General features: G+C 71.4%; 27 protein-coding genes and 2 tRNA genes. 15 read left to right on the plus strand and 14 right to left on the minus strand.

Features of this window, described 5'->3' with window-relative positions; all coding sequences use genetic code 11:
* Window positions 1-142 precede the first annotated feature (142 nt).
* Window positions 143-2,173: a hypothetical protein gene (locus ACWD5O_RS28135; RefSeq protein WP_450087119.1), complete on the minus strand. Its 2,031-nt coding sequence runs from the start codon at window positions 2,171-2,173 to the stop codon at window positions 143-145.
* 160 nt (window positions 2,174-2,333) lie between these two features.
* Here ACWD5O_RS28135 and ACWD5O_RS28140 point away from each other — a divergent pair, with 160 nt between their 5' ends.
* The 5 genes from ACWD5O_RS28140 (at window position 2,334) to amcA (ending at window position 7,050) form a co-directional block, all read left to right on the plus strand.
* Window positions 2,334-2,687 (plus strand): sterol carrier family protein, encoded by a 354-nt coding sequence (locus tag ACWD5O_RS28140; RefSeq protein ID WP_354966500.1) that lies wholly within the window; start codon window positions 2,334-2,336, stop codon window positions 2,685-2,687.
* 167 nt (window positions 2,688-2,854) lie between these two features.
* Window positions 2,855-4,393 (plus strand): amidophosphoribosyltransferase, encoded by a 1,539-nt coding sequence (purF, locus tag ACWD5O_RS28145; protein WP_450087120.1) that lies wholly within the window; start codon window positions 2,855-2,857, stop codon window positions 4,391-4,393.
* A gap of 62 nt (window positions 4,394-4,455) precedes the next feature.
* Window positions 4,456-5,610, plus strand: a complete 1,155-nt coding sequence (purM, locus tag ACWD5O_RS28150) for a phosphoribosylformylglycinamidine cyclo-ligase (protein ID WP_450087121.1) — start codon at window positions 4,456-4,458, stop codon at window positions 5,608-5,610.
* 131 nt (window positions 5,611-5,741) lie between these two features.
* A complete protein-coding gene (amcB, locus tag ACWD5O_RS28155) occupies window positions 5,742-6,845 on the plus strand; it encodes a cyclophane-forming radical SAM peptide maturase AmcB (protein ID WP_450087155.1) in 1,104 nt (367 codons plus the stop codon).
* Window positions 6,814-7,050: a multiple cyclophane-containing RiPP AmcA gene (gene amcA, locus ACWD5O_RS28160; protein WP_354966503.1), complete on the plus strand. Its 237-nt coding sequence runs from the start codon at window positions 6,814-6,816 to the stop codon at window positions 7,048-7,050. The genes amcB and amcA overlap by 32 nt, the downstream gene beginning before the upstream one ends.
* 143 nt (window positions 7,051-7,193) lie before the next feature.
* Here the strand turns inward: amcA and ACWD5O_RS28165 are convergent, their stop codons facing one another.
* Together ACWD5O_RS28165 and ACWD5O_RS28170 are read right to left on the minus strand one after the other, a co-directional pair.
* Window positions 7,194-7,409, minus strand: coding sequence for a DUF3073 domain-containing protein (locus tag ACWD5O_RS28165; protein WP_074315844.1), 216 nt, complete (start codon window positions 7,407-7,409; stop codon window positions 7,194-7,196).
* 298 nt (window positions 7,410-7,707) lie between these two features.
* On the minus strand, window positions 7,708-8,790 hold the full coding sequence (locus ACWD5O_RS28170; RefSeq protein WP_354966504.1) for a Glu/Leu/Phe/Val family dehydrogenase: 1,083 nt from the start codon (window positions 8,788-8,790) through the stop codon (window positions 7,708-7,710).
* 193 nt (window positions 8,791-8,983) lie between these two features.
* Here ACWD5O_RS28170 and ACWD5O_RS28175 point away from each other — a divergent pair, with 193 nt between their 5' ends.
* Both ACWD5O_RS28175 and ACWD5O_RS28180 read left to right on the plus strand, forming a co-directional pair.
* The gene (locus tag ACWD5O_RS28175) at window positions 8,984-9,823 is read left to right on the plus strand and encodes a hypothetical protein (protein WP_450087122.1); all 840 of its coding nucleotides are present in this window, start codon (window positions 8,984-8,986) and stop codon (window positions 9,821-9,823) included.
* Between the two features lie 250 nt (window positions 9,824-10,073).
* Window positions 10,074-10,283 (plus strand): BldC family transcriptional regulator, encoded by a 210-nt coding sequence (locus ACWD5O_RS28180; RefSeq protein ID WP_007073996.1) that lies wholly within the window; start codon window positions 10,074-10,076, stop codon window positions 10,281-10,283.
* A 69-nt stretch (window positions 10,284-10,352) separates the two neighbouring features.
* Here ACWD5O_RS28180 and ACWD5O_RS28185 read toward each other — a convergent pair whose 3' ends face one another.
* The gene (locus ACWD5O_RS28185) at window positions 10,353-10,742 is read right to left on the minus strand and encodes a PPOX class F420-dependent oxidoreductase (RefSeq protein ID WP_450087123.1); all 390 of its coding nucleotides are present in this window, start codon (window positions 10,740-10,742) and stop codon (window positions 10,353-10,355) included.
* A 53-nt stretch (window positions 10,743-10,795) separates the two neighbouring features.
* On the opposite strand from ACWD5O_RS28185, the gene ACWD5O_RS28190 reads away from it, so the two are divergent.
* Window positions 10,796-11,575 carry a class I SAM-dependent methyltransferase gene (locus ACWD5O_RS28190; protein ID WP_450087124.1) on the plus strand — a complete coding sequence of 260 codons (780 nt, stop codon included), beginning with the start codon at window positions 10,796-10,798 and terminating at the stop codon, window positions 11,573-11,575.
* Window positions 11,576-11,662: 87 nt separating this feature from the next.
* Here ACWD5O_RS28190 and ACWD5O_RS28195 read toward each other — a convergent pair whose 3' ends face one another.
* Window positions 11,663-11,965: a hypothetical protein gene (locus ACWD5O_RS28195; RefSeq protein ID WP_450087125.1), complete on the minus strand. Its 303-nt coding sequence runs from the start codon at window positions 11,963-11,965 to the stop codon at window positions 11,663-11,665.
* Between the two features lie 175 nt (window positions 11,966-12,140).
* Between ACWD5O_RS28195 and ACWD5O_RS28200 the strand changes: the two genes are divergently transcribed.
* Both ACWD5O_RS28200 and ACWD5O_RS28205 read left to right on the plus strand, forming a co-directional pair.
* Window positions 12,141-12,998, plus strand: a complete 858-nt coding sequence (locus ACWD5O_RS28200) for a 3-hydroxyacyl-CoA dehydrogenase family protein (protein ID WP_354966509.1) — start codon at window positions 12,141-12,143, stop codon at window positions 12,996-12,998.
* On the plus strand, window positions 12,995-13,741 hold the full coding sequence (locus ACWD5O_RS28205; RefSeq protein ID WP_387324703.1) for an enoyl-CoA hydratase/isomerase family protein: 747 nt from the start codon (window positions 12,995-12,997) through the stop codon (window positions 13,739-13,741). Before ACWD5O_RS28200 ends, ACWD5O_RS28205 begins: the two co-directional genes overlap by 4 nt.
* A gap of 66 nt (window positions 13,742-13,807) precedes the next feature.
* Here the strand turns inward: ACWD5O_RS28205 and ACWD5O_RS28210 are convergent, their stop codons facing one another.
* Complete coding sequence (locus ACWD5O_RS28210; protein WP_450087126.1) at window positions 13,808-15,151, minus strand: ABC transporter substrate-binding protein; 1,344 nt, start codon at window positions 15,149-15,151, stop codon at window positions 13,808-13,810.
* Between the two features lie 155 nt (window positions 15,152-15,306).
* Between ACWD5O_RS28210 and ACWD5O_RS28215 the strand changes: the two genes are divergently transcribed.
* Window positions 15,307-15,696: a hypothetical protein gene (locus ACWD5O_RS28215; RefSeq protein ID WP_354966512.1), complete on the plus strand. Its 390-nt coding sequence runs from the start codon at window positions 15,307-15,309 to the stop codon at window positions 15,694-15,696.
* A 56-nt stretch (window positions 15,697-15,752) separates the two neighbouring features.
* Here ACWD5O_RS28215 and ACWD5O_RS28220 read toward each other — a convergent pair whose 3' ends face one another.
* The gene (locus ACWD5O_RS28220; RefSeq protein WP_450087127.1) at window positions 15,753-16,187 is read right to left on the minus strand and encodes a hypothetical protein; all 435 of its coding nucleotides are present in this window, start codon (window positions 16,185-16,187) and stop codon (window positions 15,753-15,755) included.
* A gap of 126 nt (window positions 16,188-16,313) precedes the next feature.
* Here ACWD5O_RS28220 and ACWD5O_RS28225 point away from each other — a divergent pair, with 126 nt between their 5' ends.
* Complete coding sequence (locus tag ACWD5O_RS28225) at window positions 16,314-17,018, plus strand: DUF2786 domain-containing protein (RefSeq protein WP_450087128.1); 705 nt, start codon at window positions 16,314-16,316, stop codon at window positions 17,016-17,018.
* 23 nt (window positions 17,019-17,041) lie between these two features.
* Here the strand turns inward: ACWD5O_RS28225 and ACWD5O_RS28230 are convergent, their stop codons facing one another.
* Complete coding sequence (locus ACWD5O_RS28230) at window positions 17,042-17,569, minus strand: SRPBCC family protein (protein ID WP_450087129.1); 528 nt, start codon at window positions 17,567-17,569, stop codon at window positions 17,042-17,044.
* A 167-nt stretch (window positions 17,570-17,736) separates the two neighbouring features.
* On the opposite strand from ACWD5O_RS28230, the gene ACWD5O_RS28235 reads away from it, so the two are divergent.
* Window positions 17,737-18,705 carry a hypothetical protein gene (locus ACWD5O_RS28235; protein WP_450087130.1) on the plus strand — a complete coding sequence of 323 codons (969 nt, stop codon included), beginning with the start codon at window positions 17,737-17,739 and terminating at the stop codon, window positions 18,703-18,705.
* Between the two features lie 69 nt (window positions 18,706-18,774).
* Entirely contained in the window at window positions 18,775-19,155 is a 381-nt protein-coding gene (locus tag ACWD5O_RS28240) for a VOC family protein (protein WP_450087156.1), read from the plus strand.
* Window positions 19,156-19,260: 105 nt separating this feature from the next.
* Here ACWD5O_RS28240 and ACWD5O_RS28245 read toward each other — a convergent pair whose 3' ends face one another.
* From ACWD5O_RS28245 to ACWD5O_RS28255, 3 genes are read right to left on the minus strand one after another with little or no spacing between them, the layout of a single operon-like run.
* The gene (locus ACWD5O_RS28245; protein WP_450087131.1) at window positions 19,261-19,887 is read right to left on the minus strand and encodes a dihydrofolate reductase family protein; all 627 of its coding nucleotides are present in this window, start codon (window positions 19,885-19,887) and stop codon (window positions 19,261-19,263) included.
* Window positions 19,884-20,360: an SRPBCC domain-containing protein gene (locus ACWD5O_RS28250; protein ID WP_450087132.1), complete on the minus strand. Its 477-nt coding sequence runs from the start codon at window positions 20,358-20,360 to the stop codon at window positions 19,884-19,886. The genes ACWD5O_RS28245 and ACWD5O_RS28250 overlap by 4 nt, the downstream gene beginning before the upstream one ends.
* Window positions 20,357-20,695 carry an ArsR/SmtB family transcription factor gene (locus ACWD5O_RS28255; RefSeq protein WP_354966519.1) on the minus strand — a complete coding sequence of 113 codons (339 nt, stop codon included), beginning with the start codon at window positions 20,693-20,695 and terminating at the stop codon, window positions 20,357-20,359. Before ACWD5O_RS28255 ends, ACWD5O_RS28250 begins: the two co-directional genes overlap by 4 nt.
* A 176-nt stretch (window positions 20,696-20,871) precedes the next feature.
* Here ACWD5O_RS28255 and ACWD5O_RS28260 point away from each other — a divergent pair, with 176 nt between their 5' ends.
* Entirely contained in the window at window positions 20,872-21,198 is a 327-nt protein-coding gene (locus tag ACWD5O_RS28260) for a hypothetical protein (RefSeq protein ID WP_450087133.1), read from the plus strand.
* Here ACWD5O_RS28260 and ACWD5O_RS28265 read toward each other — a convergent pair.
* The 3 genes from ACWD5O_RS28265 to ACWD5O_RS28275 all read right to left on the minus strand — a co-directional run bounded on the left by ACWD5O_RS28265 (window position 21,145) and on the right by ACWD5O_RS28275 (window position 21,858).
* On the minus strand, window positions 21,145-21,492 hold the full coding sequence (locus ACWD5O_RS28265) for a tyrosine-type recombinase/integrase (protein ID WP_450087157.1): 348 nt from the start codon (window positions 21,490-21,492) through the stop codon (window positions 21,145-21,147). The genes ACWD5O_RS28260 and ACWD5O_RS28265 overlap by 54 nt on opposite strands.
* Before the next feature lie 119 nt (window positions 21,493-21,611).
* Window positions 21,612-21,685 (minus strand) — tRNA-Phe (locus ACWD5O_RS28270).
* Window positions 21,686-21,784: 99 nt separating this feature from the next.
* Window positions 21,785-21,858: transfer RNA gene (locus tag ACWD5O_RS28275), tRNA-Asp, on the minus strand.
* Between the last annotated feature and the right edge of the window lie 26 nt (window positions 21,859-21,884).

Raw genomic sequence — 21,884 nt, forward strand, 5'->3', positions numbered from 1 at the left:
AAATCCAGGTCGAAGGCGCCCACGCTGGTGGCCAGTGACGCGGTGTAGGCGACGGTGATGGCCATCGCGACCAGCAGCATCATGCCCGGCGCCCGGATCTCCGGGCGGCCGTTTCGCTGTGCCGTAGGCAGTGCGTGCCGGGTCAGTCGTCCAGCCAGTCGAGGCGTCGACCGCCCCGCTCGGTCGGCGGCGGGCTGTCCGCCGGCCGAGCCCGGCCGGACTGCTGACCGTAGCCGCCCTGGTCGTAGCCGCGGTCGTCGTAGCCGCCGCCGCGCTGGGCCGGGGGCTCCTGGCCGTAGCCGCCCTGGTCGTACCCGCCAGCGGCCTGTTGGCCGTAGCCGCTCTGGTCGTAGCCGCGGTCGTCGTAGCCGCCGCCGCGCTGGGCCGGGGGCTCCTGGCCGTAGCCGCCCTGGTCGTACCCGCCAGCGGGCTGCTGACCGTAGCCACCCTGGTCGTACCCGCCGGCCTGCTGGCCGTAGCCACCGGTCGGCTCCGCCGCCCGACCGCCGTACGGGGCGGGGTCGGACTGGCCGTACCCCTGGCCCTGCTCCGGCTGGTAGACGCCGGTGGCGTACGGGTCGGCCGGAGCCGGGTACTGCGTGCTGTCGCCGGTGTACCGGCCGGTCGGCTCGTCGAAACGCTCGCCGTAGCCCGCACCGCCAGCGGGAGCCGGCGGGTAGCCGGCCGCACCGGCCGGGGCCGTGTAGTCGCGGCTCCCGTAGCCGCCGTCGGAGGACGGCGTGCCGCCGTAGCCGCCGCCGGAGGACGGTGCGCCGCCATAGCCCGCACCGGAGCCGGGCGCGCCGTAGCCGTCGCCAGCCGCGCCAGCGCCGTAGCCGTCACCGGCTGCGCCGTAGCCACCCTCGGGGGTTGCCGCCGTGCCGTAGCCGCCACCCGAGGCGGAGGCGTTGCCGTAGCCGCCCGCGCCGTACCCGCCGGGTGCCGGCTCGTCGCCGTAGCCGGTGCCGCCCCAGCTCTGCTGGCCCGCCGCGCCGTACGGCTGCGCCGGCGCGCCGTACGGGTCCGGTGGGACGTCGTCGACCACCGGGCGGTGCATCATCGTCGGCGCCTCGCTCAGCCCCGCACCGCCGACCATCGTCGGGTCCGGTGCGCCGAGCGGGCGGTTGACCACCCGCGTCTGGTCGTCGGCCCCGCGGAACCCGCCCCGGGCCGCCGGCACGGCGCCGGCACCGGCAGGGTCGTCGTCCTCGTCGCCGTTCTCCTTGCGCTTCATCCAGAGCAGCACGATCGTGCCGACACCAGCGGCGACGAGCAGACCGCCGAGCAGGATGATCAGGTACGAGCTGAGGCCGCCGCCGTCCTCCTCGTTGGAGGCGTTCGCCGGGGCGCCCGCGCTGGCCTCCTCGGTGGCCTCCTCCTCGGTGCCCTCCTCGACCGGTTCCTCGGTGGGGGTGGCCTCGGCGCTGGCGGACGGGGTGGGGCTCGGGGTCACCTCGACCTTGAGGGCCAGGCTGACCCGCTGGCCGGTGACGGACTGCCCGGCGCCCGCGTTGATGGTCTTCCGGCCGAGGACGTTGTCGAAGCTGGCGCCCAGCTCGAGCCTGCCGGGCGCGATCGGGTTGCCGGTGGTGCCGGTGAAGCGGAAGTTACCGCTGCCGTCGCTGGTGGTGTCGTGGCGCTTGCCCGCGCTGTCCAGGAGCATCACCACGGCGTTCGGCACGGCGTCGCCGTTGGCCTGCACGATGACCTTGCCGGAGACCGACTTCACGGTCTGCGCCTGCGGCGGTGGTGGCGCGGCCTTGCCCTTGACGGTCAGCGAGAAGGTCTTGGTGTCCGGGCCGGAGTCGGCCTCGACGGCCACCGTGACGGTGGCGGTCGCGTCGCCCGCGTTGTCGTTGGCCGCGATCCTGACCAGCACCGACTTCGCTTGGGGATTGCCAAGGCCGGGGAAATCGACGTCGCCGCACCCGCTGGCGCAGCTGACGCCCGACGGTAGCCCGGAGAGGCTGATCTTCGCGTTACGGTCGCTGTCATCGGGAGTGACGCGCACGGTGATCGTGGCGTCGCTGCCGGCGCTCACGGTGACCGACCCAGGTGATACGTCGACACTTGCGGCCAGGGCTGGTGTGGCGGGGACGGCGAGCAGAGCGCCGGCAACCAGCGCTACGACCACACCGGCCCGCTGCTTCCAGGCACGTCGGTGTGTTGACACGTCCACCGCCTTCCGGACTGACTTCCCTTGACCGGCGGGGCGCCGGGCCGGGGATTATCACGGTACGAATACGCCGTCGGCAACTATGCCTTGTCTGACTGGATCGGCGCGACCCAGGGCCAACGTCGGGCACTCTGCCCGCGGGTCGTATCGTCCCGTCGTGTCCTCTCCGTACAGAAAGTCCGCCGCCGTTGCGGCGGTATTGTCGGCGCTCGACGAGGGGCGTACGCCCGAAAGGCCGGTAGTCCGGGAGGCGGTCCGGTCGTTGTTGGCCGGCCTCGCGGAGCGCGCCCCCGGCCGATCGGTGGAGGTGCGCGTCCCACCATACGGTGCGATCCAGTGCGTTCCTGGCCCTCGACACACCAGGGGAAACCCGCCAAACGTGGTCGAGATGGCCCCGGACACCTGGCTGGCGCTGGCCACCGGGCGAATTGGTTGGGTCGAGGCGGTCACCGAGGGTCGCATCCAGGTGAGCGGAGTCCGGGCGGACCTCTCGGCATATCTGCCCCTCTAGCTGCGCGGATGTCCAGCTCTCCGTGACGCTCGGCAGGGAAACCGTGACTTTCTGTATTGACGGCGATTCGCGTACACTGTCAGGCGACGACAGTGGTCCCGGCAGAGGAGTGTGGATCCACCCGTGATCCCCGCCAAGCCGGTCCAGACCAGCATGAGGGAGCGGTAGTGCCCCGAGGCGACGGCCGGCTGAGCCACGACCTTGACCCCCAACGACCCGGCCCCCAGGATGCCTGCGGCGTCTTCGGCGTCTGGGCCCCCGGTGAAGAGGTCGCCAACCTGACCTACTTCGGTCTCTACGCGCTGCAGCACCGCGGCCAGGAGGCGGCGGGCATCGCGGTGAGCGACGGCTCCGGCGTGGTGGTCTACAAGGACCTCGGCCTGGTGGCCCAGGTCTTCGACGAGCCCACCCTGGCCAGCCTGCGCGGCCACCTGGCGATCGGGCACGCCCGCTACTCCACGACCGGCGCCTCGAACTGGGAAAACGCCCAGCCGACGATCCGGTCGACGAGTTCCGGCACGACCATCGCCCTGGCCCACAACGGCAACCTGGTCAACACCACCGAGCTTGAGAAGGAGGTCGCCGAGCGCGGCCTCGTCGCGGACGGCTCGACGAACGACACCTCGCTGGTGACCATGCTGCTGGCCAGCCGTCCGGACCTGTCGGTCGAGGCGGCCGCGCTGGAGGTGCTGCCGCAGCTGCGGGGCGCGTTCAGCTTCGTCTTCATGGACGAGACGACGCTCTACGCGGCCCGCGACCCGCACGGCGTACGCCCGCTGGTGCTCGGCCGGTTGGAGCGCGGCTGGGTGGTGGCCAGCGAGACCGCCGCGCTGGACATCGTCGGCGCCAGCGTGGTGCGCGAGGTCGAGCCGGGCGAGCTGATCGCGATCGACGAGGGCGGGCTGCGCTCGACCCGGTTCGCGTCGCCGGAGCCGAAGGGCTGCCTCTTCGAGTACGTCTACATCGCCCGCCCGGACGCCACGATCGCCGGGCGCAACGTGCACGCGGCGCGGGTGCAGATCGGCCGGCAGTTGGCCAATGAGCACCCGGTCGAGGCCGACCTGGTGATCCCGGTGCCCGAGTCCGGCACCCCGGCCGCGATCGGCTACGCCGAGGCGGCCGGCATCACCTACGGCGCCGGCCTGATGAAGAACCCGTACGTGGGGCGCACCTTCATCCAGCCGTCGCAGACCCTGCGCCAGCTCGGCATCCGGCTGAAGCTCAACCCGCTGCGGGAGAACGTCCGGGGCAAGCGGCTGGTGGTCGTCGACGACTCGATCGTCCGCGGCAACACGCAGCGGGCCATCGTGCGGATGCTGCGCGAGGCGGGGGCGCTGGAGGTGCACGTCCGGATCTCCTCCCCGCCGGTCAGCTGGCCGTGCTTCTACGGCATTGACTTCGCCACCCGGGCGGAGCTGCTGGCCAACGGGTTGGACAACGACGGCATCCGGCGGTCCATCGGTGCCGACACGCTGGGTTACGTTTCGCTTCCTGGCCTGATCGCCGCGACCGAGCAGCCGAAGACCCGGCTGTGTCGGGCGTGTTTCGATGGGGAGTACCCGATCGAGCTGCCGGCTGGCAACCTGATCGGCAAGCACGTGCTCGAAGGGGTGGGCCGACGGGTCGCCAACTCGGCACCGGAGGCCCCGCACACCGACGGCCCGCTCGTCGCCACTCCAGGTGGCGTGACCGCAAACCGCCCGTAGCACCAAACTGGCGCGGCCCGGCCACCGCCGGCGCGGCACCGAGAACCACAAAGGGGAGAACCGTGACGCACGTGTCCGAGCGCAGCGGCGCAGGAAGCAGCCCGACCGGCGCCGGCGGCGACCGCCAGCTCTGGACGGCCGGCGCCAGCCGTCAGGCGCGCAAACGCTCGGTCTCGTACGCCGACGCCGGTGTCTCCATCGACGCGGGCGACCGCGCGGTGGAACTGCTCAAGTCGAAGGTGCGCCAGACCCGTCGCCCCGAGGTGCTGGGCGACCTCGGCGGCTTCGCGGGCCTGTTCCGTCTGGACACGACGAAGTACAAGAACCCGATCCTGGCCTCCTCCACGGACGGTGTGGGCACCAAGCTGGTGATCGCCCAGCAGATGGACATCCACGACACGGTCGGCATCGACCTGGTCGCGATGGTCGTCGACGACCTGGTGGCCTGTGGTGCCGAGCCGCTCTTCCTGCTCGACTACATCGCCACCGGCGAGGTTGTCCCGGACAAGGTCGCCGAGATCGGCGCGGGCATCGCTGACGGCTGCCGGTACGCCGGCTGCGCGCTGCTGGGCGGGGAGACCGCGGAGCACCCGGGTGTGCTCCGCCCGGACGAGTACGACATCTCGGCGACCGGCGTCGGCGTGGTCGAGGAGAGCGACATTCTCAGCCCGGACCGGGTCGAGGTGGGTGACGTGGTGATCGCCATGCGCTCCTCCGGCCTGCACTCCAACGGCTACTCGCTGGTCCGTCACGTGCTGCTCGGCGCGGCCCGGATGCGGCTGGACATCGTGATCGACGACTTCGGCCGGCAGCGGACCCTGGGTGAGGAGCTGCTCACCCCGACCAAGATCTACGCCAAGGACTGCCTCAAGCTGATCGCCGAGGCCGAGGTGCGGGCGCTGGCCCACGTCACCGGCGGTGGCATCCCCGGCAACCTGGTCCGGGTTCTGCCGGAGCACGTCGACGCGGTGGTCAACCGGTCCACCTGGAAGCCGCAGCCGGTCTTCGACCTGATCCAGTCGAAGGGTCGGATCGACGACCCGGAGATGGAGTCGACCTTCAACATGGGTGTCGGCATGTTCGCGATCGTCTCGGCCGAGGACGCCGACCGGGCGCTGGCCACGCTGACCGGCCGTGGGGTCGAGGCGTGGCAGGCCGGCGAGATCATCGAGGGCACCGGCAACGTGCAGATGGTTGGCCAGCACACCCGCGGCTGATCACGCTCTGGTGATCGTACGGGCACCTGATCAGGGCTTCACCCGAGTGGCCAACGCCGCCTAGCCTGAAGGGCACCCCTCAGGCTAGGTGGAGGAGGGCGATGGCTGCTCAGGGACGGTCGTTCAGCGGGATGCGTGGCCTGGCCACGGTCCCGTCGTACGTCGTCATGCAGCCCACCACCCTCTGCAACCTCGACTGCGCGTACTGCTACCTGCCCTTCCGGGCTGCCGACCGGCGGATGCCGGTGTCGGTGGCCGAGGCGGTGGCGGCGGCGGTCAACCCGTGGGCGGCGGCCGGCCGTTTCTCCGTGGTCTGGCACGGCGGAGAGCCGCTGGCGGCCGGCCGGGAGTGGTTGGGCGACCTGATCGCGCCGTTCGGGCCCGAGGTCGAGCACCACGTGCAGACCAACGCCACGCTGATCGACGATGACTGGTGCGCCTTCTTCGCGGAGCATGACGTGCGGGTGAGCGTGAGCGTCGACGGGCCCCGGGAGCGCAACGGCGACCGGGTCAACCGGGGTGGTCAGCCCGCGTACGACCGGATTCTGCGCGGGGTGGACGCGTTGCGCCGACACGGCCTGCCCTTCTCCGCGCTGGCCGTGGTGTCCCGGCCGGAGCCGGGGCTCGCCGCCGAGCTGTACGACTACTTCCTCGGCCTGGGCTGTGACGTGCTGGGCATCAACATCGAGGAGACCGAGGGGGTCAACACCCGGGACAACCGCCACGACCGGGCGGCGGTGACCGCGTTCTGGGCGGAGCTGGTGGCGGTCTGGCGCCGGGAGCCGCGGATCCACCTGCGCGAGATCGAGTGGTCACTGCGCTACGCGGCGGCGGTGCTCGACGACTCGGCGGACGCGGTGCTGCCCCGCCGGCTGGACCCGATCCCGACCATCGGGCACGACGGTTCGGTGACCGTGCTCTCCCCGGAACTCGCCGGCTTCACCGACCCCCGCTACGGCGACTTCAGCAGCGGTAACGTGCTGACCACCCCGCTGGCCGAGATTCTCACCGGCGCCGGGGCGACCCCGTGGGTGGGCGAGTTCCTGGCCGGGGTGGAGGCGTGTCGGGCGTCCTGCCCGTACTTCGGGTTCTGCGGCGGCGGTCATGCCGCCAACCGCTACTTCGAGTTGGGGCGGTTCGACGGCACGGAGACCGAGCACTGCCGCAACAGCAAGATCCGCCTATTGGAGGGAGTGTTGGAGCATGCCCGAGACCACCAGTCACCGGCGCCCTGAGCGCGGAGCGGATGACGCTCCGGACGGCGTCGCCGAGCGGGTGCGGGACGCTGCCCCAGGGCTCGTCGCGCTCCTGCAGGAGGCCGAGGACGCTCGACGGCTGCGGGCGGAGGTGCCGGGCGGAGGCGGCACCAGCGCCGTCTGCGCCTGGAACCACTTCGAGAACATCCCAACCTTCTACAACTGGAACAACCGCCCGCGCTGACGGTGACCGCGATCAGGGGCCTGTCGGCCGGCCGGAGTGGTCTCCGGCCAGGGCAGGCCCCTGATCGTCGGCACCGGTGTCGCTCCCGACGGGCACATGCGTGAGCACGCGGGGGTCACCGCGTGCTCAGCTACGTCGAGAGGTCAGCGGGTCGGACGGATCCAGGGATCCGGATCGTCGTCCGCGTGATCCTCATCATCGTCGTCGACGAACTCTTTAGAGTCGTCGTCGAAGTGGTGCTCAGACTTACCAGCACCCGCCAGTTCACGCTGCAAGGCGGTGAGGTCGGTGTTCGGGGAGTGGTACTTCAACTCCCGGGCCACCTTCGTCTGCTTGGCCTTAGCACGGCCGCGCCCCATGGCTCGACCCCCTCGCACAGAATGCGGGGCAGCCCGAAGGCGGGCCCCGATGACGTCAGGCATCTCTCGTGGCTCTTACGGTACATGGGGATGCCATCGTTCGGCACCTCGGGTTACCGTCAGCCGGCTCTGCGAGTCGCGGCGAACCGGCCGTCACCCAGTGTACCTGGTAAGGAGCGGAGCGGAGAGCACCCGTGACACCGGACAAACACCCTGAAGTTGACCCGGCCCCAGCCTACCGATCGCGGGCCGGCGCGGGGCCCGGAGGCGGATCCGGTCGGTCCGCCTCCGGGAACGCTCAGCGCAGGTGGATCGTGCGCAGCCGGCCGACCTCGGCCATCCGCCGCTCCGCCAGCCGGTCCGCGGCCACCGCCGGCGGCACGCCCTCGGCATCGGCCAGGTGCAGGATCTGACGGGTGGTGTCGTAGATCCGGGTGGCGCGCAGCTTCGCCCGGTCGAAGTTGAAGCCCTCGATCTCGTCCGCCACCTGGATCACGCCGCCAGCGTTGACCACGTAGTCCGGCGCGTACAGGATGCCCCGGTCGGCGAGCAGCTTCTCGATGCCCGGGTGGGCGAGCTGGTTGTTCGCGGCCCCGGTGACAACCTTGGCCCGCAGCGCCGGCACGGTCTCGTCGTTCAGCGCGCCACCCAGCGCGCACGGGGCGTACACGTCGATGTCGGCGGCGACCAGCGCGGCGGCGTCGTCCACCAGGGTGATCTGCGGGTGGTTGGTGCGTGCCCACTCCAGCGCCTTGGGGTTGACGTCGGTGGCCACCACCTCGGCGCCGTCCTCCAGCAGGTGCCCGGTCAGGTACTTGCCGACCTTGCCCAGGCCGGCCACGCCCACCCGGCGGCCGTGCAGGCTCGGGGTGCCCCACACGTGCTCGGCGGCGGCCCGCATGCCCTGGAAGACGCCCCAGGCGGTCAGGATCGAGGAGTCGCCCGCACCGCCGTGCTCCACGCTGCGGCCGGTCACGTAGCTGGTCTCCCGGGCCACGATGTCCATGTCCGCCACGTACGTGCCGACGTCGCAGGCGGTGTAGTAGCGGCCGGCCAGCGACTCCACGAAGCGGCCGTAGGCGCGCAGCAGCGCCTCGCTCTTGATCTGCTCGGGGTCGCCCCAGATGACCGCCTTGCCGCCGCCCAGGTCAAGCCCGGCGAGAGCGTTCTTGTACGCCATCCCGCGGGACAGGTCGAGCACGTCGGCGAGCGCCGCGTCCTCGTTGGCGTACGGGTAGAAGCGGGTGCCGCCCAGCGCCGGCCCCAGCGCGGTGGAGTAGATCCCGATGATCGCCTTCAGGCCGCTCTGCTTGTCCTGGCAGAACACGATCTGTTCGTGACCGGTCGATACCGGGTCGTCGGTGCTCGCGAATACGCCCATGGCTTGCTCCTGGAGTGGTGTGCGCCCTTGTGGGACGCGGACCTGGTGGACCCCGGCGGGGATGCTGCCGGTGTGGTCGAGCCTAGTATCGGCCGCCGTGGCGTCGCCCGACGCGCCGCCGCCGTCTCACGTTGCGGCGCGCGTGGTCCAGCCGCTGACCGCGTAGGGGTGCGGTTCGTGGGAGGATCGCGCCGTGCCGTCGCTCTTCGCTTCTTACCTGCGCGTGTACGAACCGCTGACCGCCTTCGACCGGGACCGCCAGAGTTACTGGCGTCGCTACGTCTCCGAGGGGCGGGCGGTGGCCCCGGTGGAGGGCCCCGGCCGGCAGCGGACGGCGGTGATCGAGGCACTGGGTGCGGGCTGGACGCGGTTGCCGGACCCGCCGGACGAGGCGTACGTCCTGGAGACGGACGACAGCCTGCTGGTCTGCCCATGGAACCTGCGGATCCGGGTCGCTGAGGCGGCGCTCAGCGCCCGGGACGGGGTGCCCTCGGTGCTCGCCGACGCCTTCGTGCCGCCGGTGCTGGCCGGGCAGGCCAGAGCGGTCGTGGACGACTGGCGCAGCGGCGCCCGGGTGCTGGAGCACGGGGTGCCCCGGGTGCACGAGCAGATCGCCACCTGGGGTGTGCCGCTGCGCTGGTTCGTGCTCTTCGACCCTGCGGAGCGGGACCTGGTCACCCAGCCGGGCCGCCGCGCGCTGCGCTACCGCACCGAGATATCCAAGGCCCGCCGCCGTTCGTCGCGGGCGCTCTCGGTGCTGCGCAAGTCGGTGGGCGAGGCGCCGATCACGGAGGCGGTGGAGGAGGCGGCCCGCTGGCTGGAGGAGTTCCACCCGCGCTCGGTGGTGGAGCTGGACTACGGCGGTCTGGTCGACCTGCTCTCCGATGAGACGCTGGCCGCGGACGATTCCCCTGAGCTGGTCGCCGGCGGTCTCGCCGGGTTGTCCCGTGGTGAGGCCGACGAGGCGTCCGCCGCGTACGACAAGCTGGTGGCACGGTGGCGCGCGGTGCAGCTGCTGGAGCGGTGCAACTGAGGCAAATCACCCGCACAGCGCTCCCAAGGCGAGGCGTGCTCGTAGTTGACGCATCACGAACCGTGATCATGAGTCCGGATAAGGTACTTTCTGCCGTGTAAAAGTCGTAAAAATCGGGCATGGTTCATCCGTCCGTCTAGGGACCTTCATCCGTTCGGCCCATGTCGGACATCGGGGACTAGCCGGACCATGGGAGACGCGTCGGCCGGCGGGACCCCGGCCGATGTCTATACATGTGGAGGAGTGACCGATGGCATCGCGAACGCACGAACCAGAGCCGCTACTCACGCCGGCCGAGGTGGCGTCGATGTTCCGTGTCGACCCGAAGACGGTGACCCGGTGGGCCAAGGCTGGCAAGCTCAGCGCCATCCGCACGCTGGGTGGTCACCGTCGATACCGCGAGTCGGAGGTCAGGGCGCTGTTGCAGGGCCAGATCCCGCAGCAGCGGCAGGGCGACTGAGCCGGCAGTAGTTTTCCGGAAAGGGGCGGTGGATCGCGATCCGCCGCCCCTTTCCATGCCCGGCCGGCCTCAGCCCTGTTCCTCGGCCAGCGTCACCCGGATGCCGACCGTGCCACCCTCACCCCGGCGCAGCCGGCTGCCGAGCAGGCTCAGTCGACCGATCAGCCGGTACTTGTGCTTGAGCAGGTCGCGTATCCGGCCGGTGTCGCCGCCATCGCAGATCGTCGCGTGAGCGGGCACCTCCGCCCCGTGCGGCCGACCCCGCACGTCGCACGGCGCCACGGTCACGTCGCCGTTGCGGCGGATCCGCTTGACCTTGCCGGAGTCGGCCCGGGTCCAGACCGCCAATGTCTCGCCGTCACGGACCGACCAGACGGGCGTCGGCACCGCCCGACCGTCCTTGCGGAAGGTCGTGAGCAGGATGTACTTCTCAACCGACAGCCGGTCCAGCATGGTCACGCCGCCAGGATACGGCCGCTGCGGGCCGCTGAGTGGCCGGATAGCGTGACGTCATGACGGGGGAGCCTCAAATCGGTGACGTGATCGGCGAACTGCTGCGGGACGCGCTCGCCGTGGCCACCGGGGTGGGCCCCCGACCGCTGGTCGGCGGGCGGCTGCCCCGGCCGGTCATCGAGATCATCGAGCGGGACGACGGGTTGATCAACGGTGCGCCGGCCGCGCACTACCTGGACGGGCCAGCGGACTGGCAGCCGTACGACCACCGGGCGGTGGACCGGGTCCGGGGCGAGACGCTGGACATCGGCACCGGTGCCGGCCGGATCGCGCTGCTGCTGCAGGAGCGCGGCGTACCGGTCACCGGGCTGGACACCTCGGCGGGCGCGCTGACGGTGAGCCGGCGCCGCGGGGTCCAACGGCTGGTGCACGGCACCGTGGACACGCACGTCGCCGACGGCCAGCGGTACGACACGTTCCTGCTCCTCGGCAACAACCTGGGGCTGTTCGAAGGGCGGGAGCGGGCACCGCAGTTCCTGGCCGCGCTCGCCGCGCTGGCCCGGCCGGGGGCGCAGATCATCGCGCACGGCACCGACCCGTACGGCACCCGCGACCCGCTGCACACCGGCTACCACGAGCGCAACCGCCGCCGGGGCAGGCTCGGCGGCCAGCTCCGGCTCCGCCTGCGCTACCGGGAGCTGGGCACCGAGTGGTTCGACTACCTGGTCTGCTCGGCCGACGAGTTCGCCGAGCTGGTGCGGGGCAGCGCCTGGCGGCTGACCGATGTGGACGACCGGGACGCCCCCTACTACCTGGCCACCCTGCGCCTCGCCAACTGACCGCCCGCCCGCCACGCCCGCCCGGCTGGTGTTAGGAAGGGACCCTTGTTATGCACCAGGCGATAACAAGGGTCCCTTCCTTACGGCTCAGACCTGGACGGTCGGGGGGAGCTGCTCGGGCGGGAGGCCGCCGTCGCCATCGACCACCTCGTCGGGGGTGCCGTCCTCGTCGATGTCGACCATGGTGATGTCCACCTTGCCGTCACCGTCGGTGTCGAACTGGAACAGGTCGGCCTTGCCGTCGCCGTCGGTGTCCACCACCCACACGTCCGTCTGGCCGTCGTTGTTCGTGACGGCGCGCAGCAGGTCGACCCGCTCGTCTCCCCGGGTCTCCACGGTCTCCCCGTCGGTGCTGCCCGGGTCGGTGACGCTCTCCGGTGCCTGGCTCATGTCGACGGTCCTTCCCTCGGTTGACGGGCCGTCTGTACCCGATCCCACGCTCCCCCACGCATGGGCCGGCTCCACGTGCTGAATAGGGTCGCACCATGAGCGAGCGGACCAGGCGGATCACCCGGGCCGGCGTGGCGGGGACCCCGCGCGCCGCCGGGCGGGACAGGGAGGCGTGATGAGCGATCGTTTCGTGGTCGTCGGTGCGGGCACGATGGGGCTCGGCATCGCGTACGTGGCGGCCGGCGCCGGGCACGCCGTCGAGCTGGTCGAGGTGGACCCCGACCGGGGCGCGACCGCGCTGAACCGGCTCGCCGAGCTGTGGGAGCGGGCCGTGCAGCGCGGGAAACTGGACGCCGACCAGGCCGCGGCGAACCGTCAGCGGGTGACGCTGCGTCCGACTCTCGCCGAGGTCGCCCCCGCGCCCGAGGTGATCGTGGAGGCGGTGCCGGAGCGGCTCGACCTGAAGCGGGCGGTGCTGCGTGACGCCGCCGCGCTGCACCCGGCGCTGCTGGCCAGCAACACCTCCAGCATCGCCATCGGTGACCTGGCCGCCGGTCTGGACCGGCCCGAGCGCTTCCTCGGTCTGCACTTCTTCAATCCGGTCTGGGCGATGGCGCTGCTGGAGATCGTGGTCGGCCCGGCCACCGCCGAGGAGACCACCGCCGCGGCCGTCGCGCTCGCCGCCCGGCTGGGCAAGGACCCCGTCGTGGTACGCGACCTGCCGGGCTTCGCCACCTCGCGGCTCGGGGTCACCCTCGGCCTGGAGGCGATCCGGATGGTCGCCGACGGGGTGGCCAGCCCGGCCGACATCGACAAGGCGATGGTGCTGGGCTACCGGCACCCGGTCGGGCCGCTGGAGCTGACCGACCTCGTCGGCCTGGATGTGCGGCTGGACATCGCCCGCACCCTCCAGGCCGCGTACGGGGATCGCTTCGCGCCGCCGCCGTTGCTGGTCGAGATGGTGGCCGCCGGACGGCTGGGCAAGAAGTCCGGGCACGGTTTCTACCGGTGGGACGGCGGTGCCAAGCAGTGAGCGGGGGACTGCGGATCGAGGAGCGGCCGGACCGGCTGGTGGTCACCCTGGACCGGCCGGAGAAGCGCAACGCCATCGACGCCGACCTGATCACCGAGCTGCACCAGGTCTGTGCCGAGTTGGAGGCGCACCCCCGGCTGCTGCTGCTCACAGGGGGCGCGGCGGGCATCTTCGCCGGTGGCGCCGACATCGGTCAGCTCCGCGAGCGGGGCCGTACGGACGCCCTGGCCGCGATCAACTCGGCCGCCTTCGCCCGGATCAGGGCGCTGCCGATGCCGAGCGTGGCCGCCGTGGACGGTCCGGCGCTGGGCGGTGGCGCGGAACTGGCGTACGCCTGCGATCTGCGGGTGTGCACGGCGCGGGCGGTCTTCGGCCAGCCGGAGGTCCGGTTGGGAATCCTGGCCGGCGCCGGCGCGACCCACCGGCTGCCCGCGCTCATCGGCGAGGCCCGGGCCAAGGAGCTGCTCTTCACCGGCCGGCGCGTGGATGCCACGGAGGCGCTGCGGATCGGTCTGGTGAACCGGGTGGTGGACGAGCCCGGTGACCTGCTGGCGGTGGCGCACGGGCTGCTGGACGAGATGGCCCAGGGCTCGTCGCTGGCGCTGCGGCTGACCAAGCTGGCGGTGGACGCGCCGGCCGCCGCGCACCCGCAGCTCGACCTGGTCAGCCAGGCGGTGCTCTTCGAGGACGAGGAGAAGCACCGCCGGATGACCGAGTTCCTGGAGCGCCGCCGGCCCCGTTGACCCTCCGGACGGAAACGGCCGCACCGGCGGGATGCCGGTGCGGCCGTCGAGGTCCGCGGTCGGTGCTCAGTGCCGGATCTGCACTCCGCTGTCGGCGAGCGCCCTGATCACCTGGGCGGATTCGCCGAAGCCGATGACCAGCACGGCGTCCGCGCCGAAGTCCTTGATCTCCTTCGCGCCACCGGTGAAGTCGACCGGAGGAGCCTTGGCATCGGCCGGCGGCTCATAGGTGAGCAGCTTGATGCGGTCTTCGGCGATGCCGGCCTTCTGCAGCTCGTCGCGGGCGGTGGCCTGGAGGCCCTCGCCGTAGGAGTCCTTGCGGGCGACGATGACGATCTTCTGCGACCCGTCGCGGAGGATCACGTCGGCCAGCGCCCGGCCCTGGAGGCTGTCCGGCGGGGCGGTCCGGAAGTAGAGGCCATTGTCCTCCACGTCGGTCAGGCCGGCGTCGGTGTTGCACGGCGAGAAGAGGATCATTCCGGCCTTCACCACGTCCGGCAGCACCGCCCGGGAGATCCCGGATGCGCCGGCGCCGATGATCAGGCTGACGCCGTCCGCCACGTGCTTGGCCACGGTCGCCTTGGCCACCGCCGGGTTGGTGCCGTCGTCGCCGTCCACCCAGGTCACCGGCTTGCCCAGCGCGCCGCCAGCGGCGTTGACCTCTCTGATCGCCAGCGCCGCGCCGGCCGCCATCGGCGCGTAGGAGAGCGCCAGGTCACCGGTCTTCGGCAGCAGGCCGCCCAGAACCAGCGGCTCCTGGTCGGGGTTCTTTCCCGAGGGCTGCTTCTTCGGCTTCGGCGGCGTCTTGGTGCTCGCCGCCGACTCGGTGCCCGCCCCGACGAACTCGGTCTTGCCGTCGTTGATCTGCTGCCCGTCGAAGGTCAGCGTCGCGTAGCTCGCGGTGGCCGGCTCGCCCTTGTCGGTGAAGCCCGCCCGGGTCAGCGACACGCTGCGGTACTCGATGTCGCGCCCGGCGCGGGCCAGCGCCAGGCAGGTCACCGGGTCCTCGCAGCGTTGACCGTTGTTGGTCACGCCGACGATCTGCTTCGCGATGGCCGCCGGGTCGGTGCTACCGGCCAGTTGGGCGGCGAGCACCCCGATCACGACCGCGTCGTACGTCTCGGCGGAGTAGAGGTAGTCCGTCAGCGCCGGATCGACGGACCGTAGCCGGCTCTTGAAGTCCTCCGGTAGCGGGGTGAGCGGCGTCGTTCCCTTCATCCCATCGACGAGATTGGCACGTTCCTTCAACTCCGCAGGGTAGGAGTTGAGCATGTTGCCGTCCGTGCCATAGAGGCGCACCTGTTGGGCGCTTTTCTCCTCGGCCTTGTCATTCCCACAGGCGCTTGTGGCAAGCAGGATCGTCGCGCAGGCGGCCAGTGAGGCCACCCGCGAGCGGCGTGATACGAGCATGGTCGTCCTTCCTCCGGCGAAGGTCCGCTGCGCACATTAGCGTGCCCGGGCCGGCGGCGGGACTGTGGAGGTGGCGTAATGCGCAGGTCGCCCGCCTTGAACACGGAGAGTGACGGTCGGCGGGGCCCTTGACCGCCTCTCCTACTGTGCGCTGAGTGACGGACCTACCACAGCAGACGTTCGATGACGCGGCCGCCGTGCTCCGCTCGGCGCTCGCCGGGGATGGCGACGCGGTGGTGGGGACATTCGACGCGGTCGTCGAACGCGCCGGCCTGAGCGGCGCCTACGGGGTCGCCTGGTGCCTGGCCGCGACGATGCTCGGTGACGCGCCGCCCGGTAGCGGCTGCGCCCTGGACTTCCCGGGGATCGACCAGGCGGATTACGACACCCGGTGGGTCGCACGCTTCGTCAGCGCGTACGCGAACCGGGACGTGCCGACCGGGGAGGCGCTGTTCGGCGCCGCGGAGGCCGATGGGCTGCTCCCCGACTGCCTGCTCACCCTCGCCGGGTCGACGATCGCCACCCTGCGCAGCAGGGCCGCCTGACGGTGTCGCCCCGTCGCGACGCCCGCCGGGGCCGGACGCCGCGACGGGTGGGTCGCTCAGAACGCGTAGTAAGCGACCAGCGGCTCGTACTCGTAGCGCAGGTTGTCGAAGCGGACCCGGAAGTTGACCCCGTCGCGGACGTTGGTCGCCACCACGGTCCAGCCTGAGTTGGCCGGTAGGTAGGTCCAGTAGTTGCAGGCGCCGGTCTTGTCGACGAATATCACGCACGCCTCGGTGCCGTACGCGCTGGCGTTGCGTACGTTGATGTCGCCGCAGCGGCTCGTGGTGCGGTACGTGCCGGCCTGGCCGCCGTAGCCGCCGGTCTGGAAGTAGGAGCGGACGGCCCCGCCGTAGCAGGTGGCGAGCGGGGCGTAGAGGTTCACCTCGGGGGCGGGGGCGGGGGCGGCCTGCGCGGCCCCGGCGGGCGCGCCGATCGAGAACAGCGCGGCGGCCGTGGCGGTGGCGAGCAGTCGGGCGCTCGGGGATGACATGCATGCCTCCGGAACAGTTGGTCTGACCATCCGTATCGGATGGTGGAGCTGATCGTGACGATGATACGTATCGATCGATGCCGGCGCGGCCCCGTGCCGGACGGTGGATGTGATAGCTCTGGGGGCATGTCCGAGGCGATGCTCAGCAAGGTGCGCAAGCTGCTGGCCCAGGCCGAGGACCCGGCCTGCACGCCCGCGGAGTCCGCCGCGTTCACCGCCAAGGCGACCGAGTTGATCGCCCGCTACGGCGTGGACCGGGCGCTGCTCGCCGCCCGGGACCCGACCACCGACCCGGTCGGCGACCGCGTGGTGGACATCGTCGCCCCGTACGCCCGGGACAAGGTCGGCCTGCTCGCCGCGGTCGCCGAACCGTTGCGCTGCCGCTGCGTACGCCGTCGGCAGGGCAACGGGTTCGCGCTGCACCTGTTCGGCTTCGCCAGCGACCTGGAACGGGTCGACCTGCTCTTCACGTCGCTGCTCGTGCAGGCGGCGCACGGCCTGGCCGGCACGGCGGTGCCGGCCGGCGAGCATCCGGCCGCCTTCCGCCGGTCCTGGCTCGCCGGGTTCGCGCAGGTGATCGGGGGACGGCTCTGGATGGCCGAGACGGCGGCGGCCAGTGGCTCGGGCACACCGTCGGTGGCGCTCGTGCTGGCCGACCGCTCCGACCGGGTGCAGCGGCGACTCGCCGAGCAGTACCCCCGGCTGCGCACCGCGCCGCCGCGCCGGCTGGCCGGCACCGGCTTCGGGCCCGGGGCGGAGGCGGGACGCCGCGCGGACCTGGGCGGCCGGGACCTCGGCGGCTCGGCCACCGAACGACAACTCGGGCGCTGACCTGCCGGAGTGAGGGCTGTCGGTCAGGCGGGGGTGGTGGGGTCGCGGCGCGACACCGTGGCGAGGTAGCGGGTGAGCAGCTCGTGCCAGCCGGCGGTGAGCGCCTTGCGGTATCCCTCGGCCGCTTCGCCGTGCCGGTCGAAGTGGCGGTGCTCCAGCTCGACCCGCGTCCGCTCGGGCCCGTCGGGGAGGAACAGCACCTCCACCTCACTCGCCCGGGCCGGGTCCGGCACCGGCACCCGGTCCGGGCCGAGCTGCCAGACGAAGACCAGCCGGCGCGGGGGATCCCAGGTGAGCACCCGGCCCCAGTCGGCGCGGAAGCCGTACGGGCCGATCTCGTAGAGCATGCCGCCGGCCCGCGGCTCCATGCCCAGCTCGGCCAGGGCCTCCGGGCCGGACCAGGTGTATTCGGTGACCCACCACTCGGCCAGGTCGTCGGTGAAAACCGCGAACGCGTGCTCGGCGGGACCCGGGACGAGGAGGGTGCACCGTAAGGAGAACCGTTCCAGGTCCTGCCGGATGTTGGCCGGATCAGTCATCCCCTGTCCCATAGGCCCGGACCATACCGGCTGATGCTCGGGTGTGCAGCTTCGCGAGGTGCCCGGTTCCGGACAGTGCGTCGCCGGTCCGTCACGGACGGGATGTCCCGCCGGAAAGCGGGTAACCGCGCCGGACGGCCCGGACGAGACCGGGCGGGAGTGCGGCGGAGCGGGAGAGCATGAGCGAGAGCGCGCAGCAGCGGGAGCCGGGCCGGGCCGACGGCGGTGAGGATCCGGACGTCCTGCTCGACATTCCGAAGGTCTCGGTCGACTCGATCCGGCTGGCCGTGGACGGGCTGGACGCCGATCTGTCCCTGCGGGCCCGGCTGGCCAACCTTCTTCAGCTCGACGCCGGCGTACGGGTGCACCTGCAGGGCGTGGAGCTGGATATCAACGGGGTGCACGCCGAGGCGCAGCTGCGGGTGCGGCTGGAGCAACTGGTGGCCATTCTCGGCCGGGCGCTGGACACGATCGACAACAACCCGCAGATCATCGACGCCATCTCCCGGACGGCCGGCGTGGCGATCGACGACGTCAACCGCAGCGCCCAGCAGTTGGCCTCGGGGGCGGCCGAGGTCACCGGGTCGGCGCAGCGCTCCCGCGACGTACTCGACCAGGGCCGGCAGGGCGGCGCGGCCGCCGACCGGCCCCGACCGGGCCCCAGCCGTCCCGGCTTGGGCGAGCCGGGCCGCGCCGAGCCCGCCGGTCCGGGCGGACGCCGCCCGGAGGGCCGCCCACCTGAGCGGCAGGGGCCGCCGGGGCTGGGGCCTGCCGGCCAGGGGCGTGCCGGCCAGGGGCGTGCCGGCCAGGGGCGTGCCGGCCAGGGGCGTGCCGGCCAGGGGCGTGCCGGCCAGGGACCCGAGGGGCAGGGGGCTCAGCGGCAGGGTGCCGAGGGGGCGGGACCTGAGCGGCAGGCCCGCGACCAGAGCGGCGGATCGGCGGCCCCCGGTCCCGGACCGTCGGGGGGTGGCGGCGGCGGTCAGGACGGTGCCGGTGGCGTCTCGGGTGGGGCGCAGGCCGCCGCACAGAGCGCGGCGCAGCTCGCCGAGCAGGCGGGGGAGACCTTGCGGCAGGCCGGGCGCAGCGTGTGGGAGGCGATCCAGGGCGGCATGGCGCAGCACCGTCAGCAGGGGCACCGGGACGGCTGACGGCACTCAGCCCGGCGACTCGCCTCCACTGCGGTGACGCGGGAGCGCTGATAACGTCCGGCCGTGTCGATGTTCCGTACTCCGCAGGTCATCCTCTTCAGTGCGGACGTTCCGCGCGCCGTCGGGTTCTACTCGCGTCTCGGGTTCACCGAGACGTTCCGGGTCCCGACCGAGGGCGAGCCGATTCACGTCGATCTCGTGCTCGACGGCTACAAGATCGGCGTCGCGTCGGTCGCTTCCACCCGTGATGACCACGGCCTCGACCCGGTGCCCGAGGGGCAGCGGGCCGCCGTGATCCTGTGGACCGATGACACGGCCGCCGCGTACGCCCAGGTCACCGAGAGTGGGGCTCCCGCCTTGGCGTCCCCCCACGAATGGCTCGGTCGCCTGCTGATCGCATGGACCGCCGACCCTGACGGCAACCCGATCCAGATCGTCCAGCCGCTCTGATCCCTGGGCGTCATGATCATGCCTTCCAGAGGCCCGGTCCTTCCCGGGGACGGCAGATGTGCGGCCAGCGTGCAGCAGGACGTGGTCAGGTACTTGGAAGCGCGTCTACGCGAAGGCGGCGACCCCCTCGTATTCTCCGCTGGGTGCGTCGCCGACGGTCTCGTATTCGAGGAGCAGTAGACCCTTCGCCGTCACCTCCTGATGCAGCAGCCGGAGGCCGACAGACTCGCTCGGGTGGGCGAGCAGTCGGCGCCCGGACCCGATGACCGTAGGGGCGACGACGAGCCGCAGTGTGTCGACCAAGCCCGCCGACAGCAGCGAGTTGCCCAGAAGTGCGCTCCCGTGGATCTGGAGTTCCCGCCCCGGCTGCGCCTTCAGTGCCCTGACCGTCTGGACCGGGTCGCCCCGCAGCACATTCGTGGGGTTCCAGCTCCCCGCGGTGAGAGTGTTCGACACGACGTACTTCGGCAGCGAATTCATCCGCCCGGTGAAGGGATCGTCCGGCGCGGTGATCTGCGGCCAGTCGCGCGCGAACGCCTCGTACGTCCGGCGCCCGAGCAGCAGGCCGTCGGCGAGGTCGAGCCAATCAGAGGCGCGCTGGATGAACAGCTGGTCCATGTAGGGGACCAGCCAGCCGCCTTTCGTGAAGCCGTCGCTCGTGTCCTCGGCGGCCGAGCCTGGCCCCTGACTGACCCCATCGAGAGTGATGAACTCCGTTAGGGCGATCTTCATCGTAGGGCCACGCTCTCGGCGAGCCCAGCGAGCTGTTCCGTGACCGACGTCCAGCCTTCGGAGAAGCCGAGCTCCTCGTGACGAGCACGAGCGGCGGGATCGCCGTGGCGGACGACGACCTGGTATCTCGTGCCCTCTGGATGATCGTTCAGCGTGATCTCGGCGGTCATCAGCACCGGCGCCGGGCTCGTGGGTCGCCACTCGCTGTCGATGGCGTTCGTGAACACGATGCGCTCGAGATCGTCGACGACGAGGAAGCACGCGTTGACGTGCGGAACGAACGTGGTTCCGTCGTCGCTCAGCCGCGTCACGAACGCGCCGCCCGGCCGAACCTCCAGGCGGTCGACACGACACACGGCCGGAGCGGGCACCCACCACTGTTCGAGGCGGGACGCGTCAGTCCACGCGCTCCACACGGTTGTCCGAGGGGCGCGGATGACCCGCTCCACGCTGAGGTCGAGGTCCGGGTTCATTGCTGGTTCTCCTTGAGATTGGTGACGAACTGCTCCAGGCGGTCGGTGCGTTCATCCCAGATCCGGCGCTGCTCCGCGAGCCAGTCGTCGACAAGGACGAGGCGCTCGTGGTTGAGCACGCAGGTGCGCACCCGGCCCGACTTCACGGTGCGGATCAACCCGGTCGACTCGAGCGTCCGCACGTGCTTCATGAACGAGGGAAGGGTCATCGGGAACTCGCGGGCGAGATCGCCGACGCTCGTGGGCCCGCGACCCAGGCGACGGACGACGGCACGCCGAGTCGGATCGGCGAGCGCGACGAACACGCCGTCGAGCTCCGCCGCATACTGTGCCATGTGGCTAAGTATTGCCTCGGCCCGACACTTAGCGCAAGGGCTAAGTGTTTACATCTCCGAACTGAGGCTCACGATCGGGCCGTCGACGGTGGCCATGCCAGGGCAGGAAGTTGGCGGAGGCTGCCGTGCGATCTGTCCTGCGATTGCGCGCTTGACGCCCCTCCGATGATGGGCGCATGAGCCTGTATGACGAGGACCCGGTCACGATCGCCTTGCGCGTGGGGGTCGTGGTCCTCAGCCTGGGCTCGGTTGTACTCGGGGTGCGTGTGGCCGTGTCACGACGGTTTCCCGCAGCCTGGGTTCGGCTCGCACGCCTGAAGCCGGGAGAGCGGTCCCAGCCCGTGCGGGTGGGCATGGCCCAGGCCATGATCGGTGCGGGCTTTCTGGTCCAGCAGGCACCGTTCTTCATCTCCATGCCCCTTCCGCTTGGACGCGCCCTGTTCGCGGGTTCACTGCTGTTGGTGCTGACGGCAGCGGGAGCGTTTTCGCTGCTCCGTCGCTAGCTGCGCATGGTGAATGTGCCGGGGCAGCGGTGCGACATCACCGTGCGCCGCGAGTTCTGACAGGGCTTTAGCGCTCTCACGATCACGGCCGTCGACGGCGTGTAGGTACCGCCGGGCCGCCGCCATGGACGAGTGCCCGAGTCGCTTCACTAGATCCGCCAGTGTCGCGCCGGTCTGCGCGGCGAGGGTCTGCCCGGTGTGCCGCAGGTCGTGGAAGGTCAGATCATCAAGGCGGCCCGCAACCGGGCCGCGCCGGCTCGTCCGTGCAATCCACGTGCGACAAGAGTCGGCCACCAGCGGGATTCCGGGGTCAACGATGGTCAGACCGGACAGACGGGCTGGCGAAATGGTAAGCAAAGCGCCGACCGGCGTCTCCGCTGATCGGCGCTTCTGTAGCCCGGCGAAAGGCTATGTGGCCAGGGGCGGGGTCGAACCGCCGACCTTCCGATTTTCAGTCGGACGCTCGTACCAACTGAGCTACCTGGCCGTATCGCTCGGCTCATGCTACCCGCCAACCGGGTGGGCCGCTGGCAGGGTTGCACGCTCCGATACGCAGAACGCCGCGCTGGGCGCGGCGTCGGCGCTGCGGTCCTGACGGGACTTGAACCCGCGACCTCCGCCTTGACAGGGCGGCGAGCACTCCAACTGCTCCACAGGACCTAGCTTGTGTTGCTCCGGCTTGCGCC

The sequence above is a fragment of the Micromonospora sp. NPDC005161 genome (assembly GCF_053599855.1).

Coding starts and splice junctions, on each gene's coding strand:
- ACWD5O_RS28180 (WP_007073996.1), top strand. CDS start 10,074: ATGGCATCGCGAACGCACGAACCAGAGCCGCTACTCACGCCGGCCGAG.
- amcB (WP_450087155.1), top strand. CDS start 5,742: ATGCGTGGCCTGGCCACGGTCCCGTCGTACGTCGTCATGCAGCCCACC.
- ACWD5O_RS28260 (WP_450087133.1), top strand. CDS start 20,872: ATGAGCCTGTATGACGAGGACCCGGTCACGATCGCCTTGCGCGTGGGG.
- ACWD5O_RS28235 (WP_450087130.1), top strand. CDS start 17,737: ATGAGCGAGAGCGCGCAGCAGCGGGAGCCGGGCCGGGCCGACGGCGGT.
- ACWD5O_RS28245 (WP_450087131.1), bottom strand. CDS start 19,887: ATGAAGATCGCCCTAACGGAGTTCATCACTCTCGATGGGGTCAGTCAG.
- amcA (WP_354966503.1), top strand. CDS start 6,814: ATGCCCGAGACCACCAGTCACCGGCGCCCTGAGCGCGGAGCGGATGAC.
- ACWD5O_RS28170 (WP_354966504.1), bottom strand. CDS start 8,790: ATGGGCGTATTCGCGAGCACCGACGACCCGGTATCGACCGGTCACGAA.
- ACWD5O_RS28210 (WP_450087126.1), bottom strand. CDS start 15,151: ATGCTCGTATCACGCCGCTCGCGGGTGGCCTCACTGGCCGCCTGCGCG.
- ACWD5O_RS28255 (WP_354966519.1), bottom strand. CDS start 20,695: ATGGCACAGTATGCGGCGGAGCTCGACGGCGTGTTCGTCGCGCTCGCC.
- ACWD5O_RS28195 (WP_450087125.1), bottom strand. CDS start 11,965: ATGAGCCAGGCACCGGAGAGCGTCACCGACCCGGGCAGCACCGACGGG.
- ACWD5O_RS28240 (WP_450087156.1), top strand. CDS start 18,775: ATGTTCCGTACTCCGCAGGTCATCCTCTTCAGTGCGGACGTTCCGCGC.
- ACWD5O_RS28165 (WP_074315844.1), bottom strand. CDS start 7,409: ATGGGGCGCGGCCGTGCTAAGGCCAAGCAGACGAAGGTGGCCCGGGAG.
- ACWD5O_RS28200 (WP_354966509.1), top strand. CDS start 12,141: ATGAGCGATCGTTTCGTGGTCGTCGGTGCGGGCACGATGGGGCTCGGC.
- ACWD5O_RS28225 (WP_450087128.1), top strand. CDS start 16,314: ATGTCCGAGGCGATGCTCAGCAAGGTGCGCAAGCTGCTGGCCCAGGCC.
- ACWD5O_RS28250 (WP_450087132.1), bottom strand. CDS start 20,360: ATGAACCCGGACCTCGACCTCAGCGTGGAGCGGGTCATCCGCGCCCCT.
- ACWD5O_RS28220 (WP_450087127.1), bottom strand. CDS start 16,187: ATGTCATCCCCGAGCGCCCGACTGCTCGCCACCGCCACGGCCGCCGCG.
- ACWD5O_RS28230 (WP_450087129.1), bottom strand. CDS start 17,569: ATGGGACAGGGGATGACTGATCCGGCCAACATCCGGCAGGACCTGGAA.
- ACWD5O_RS28190 (WP_450087124.1), top strand. CDS start 10,796: ATGACGGGGGAGCCTCAAATCGGTGACGTGATCGGCGAACTGCTGCGG.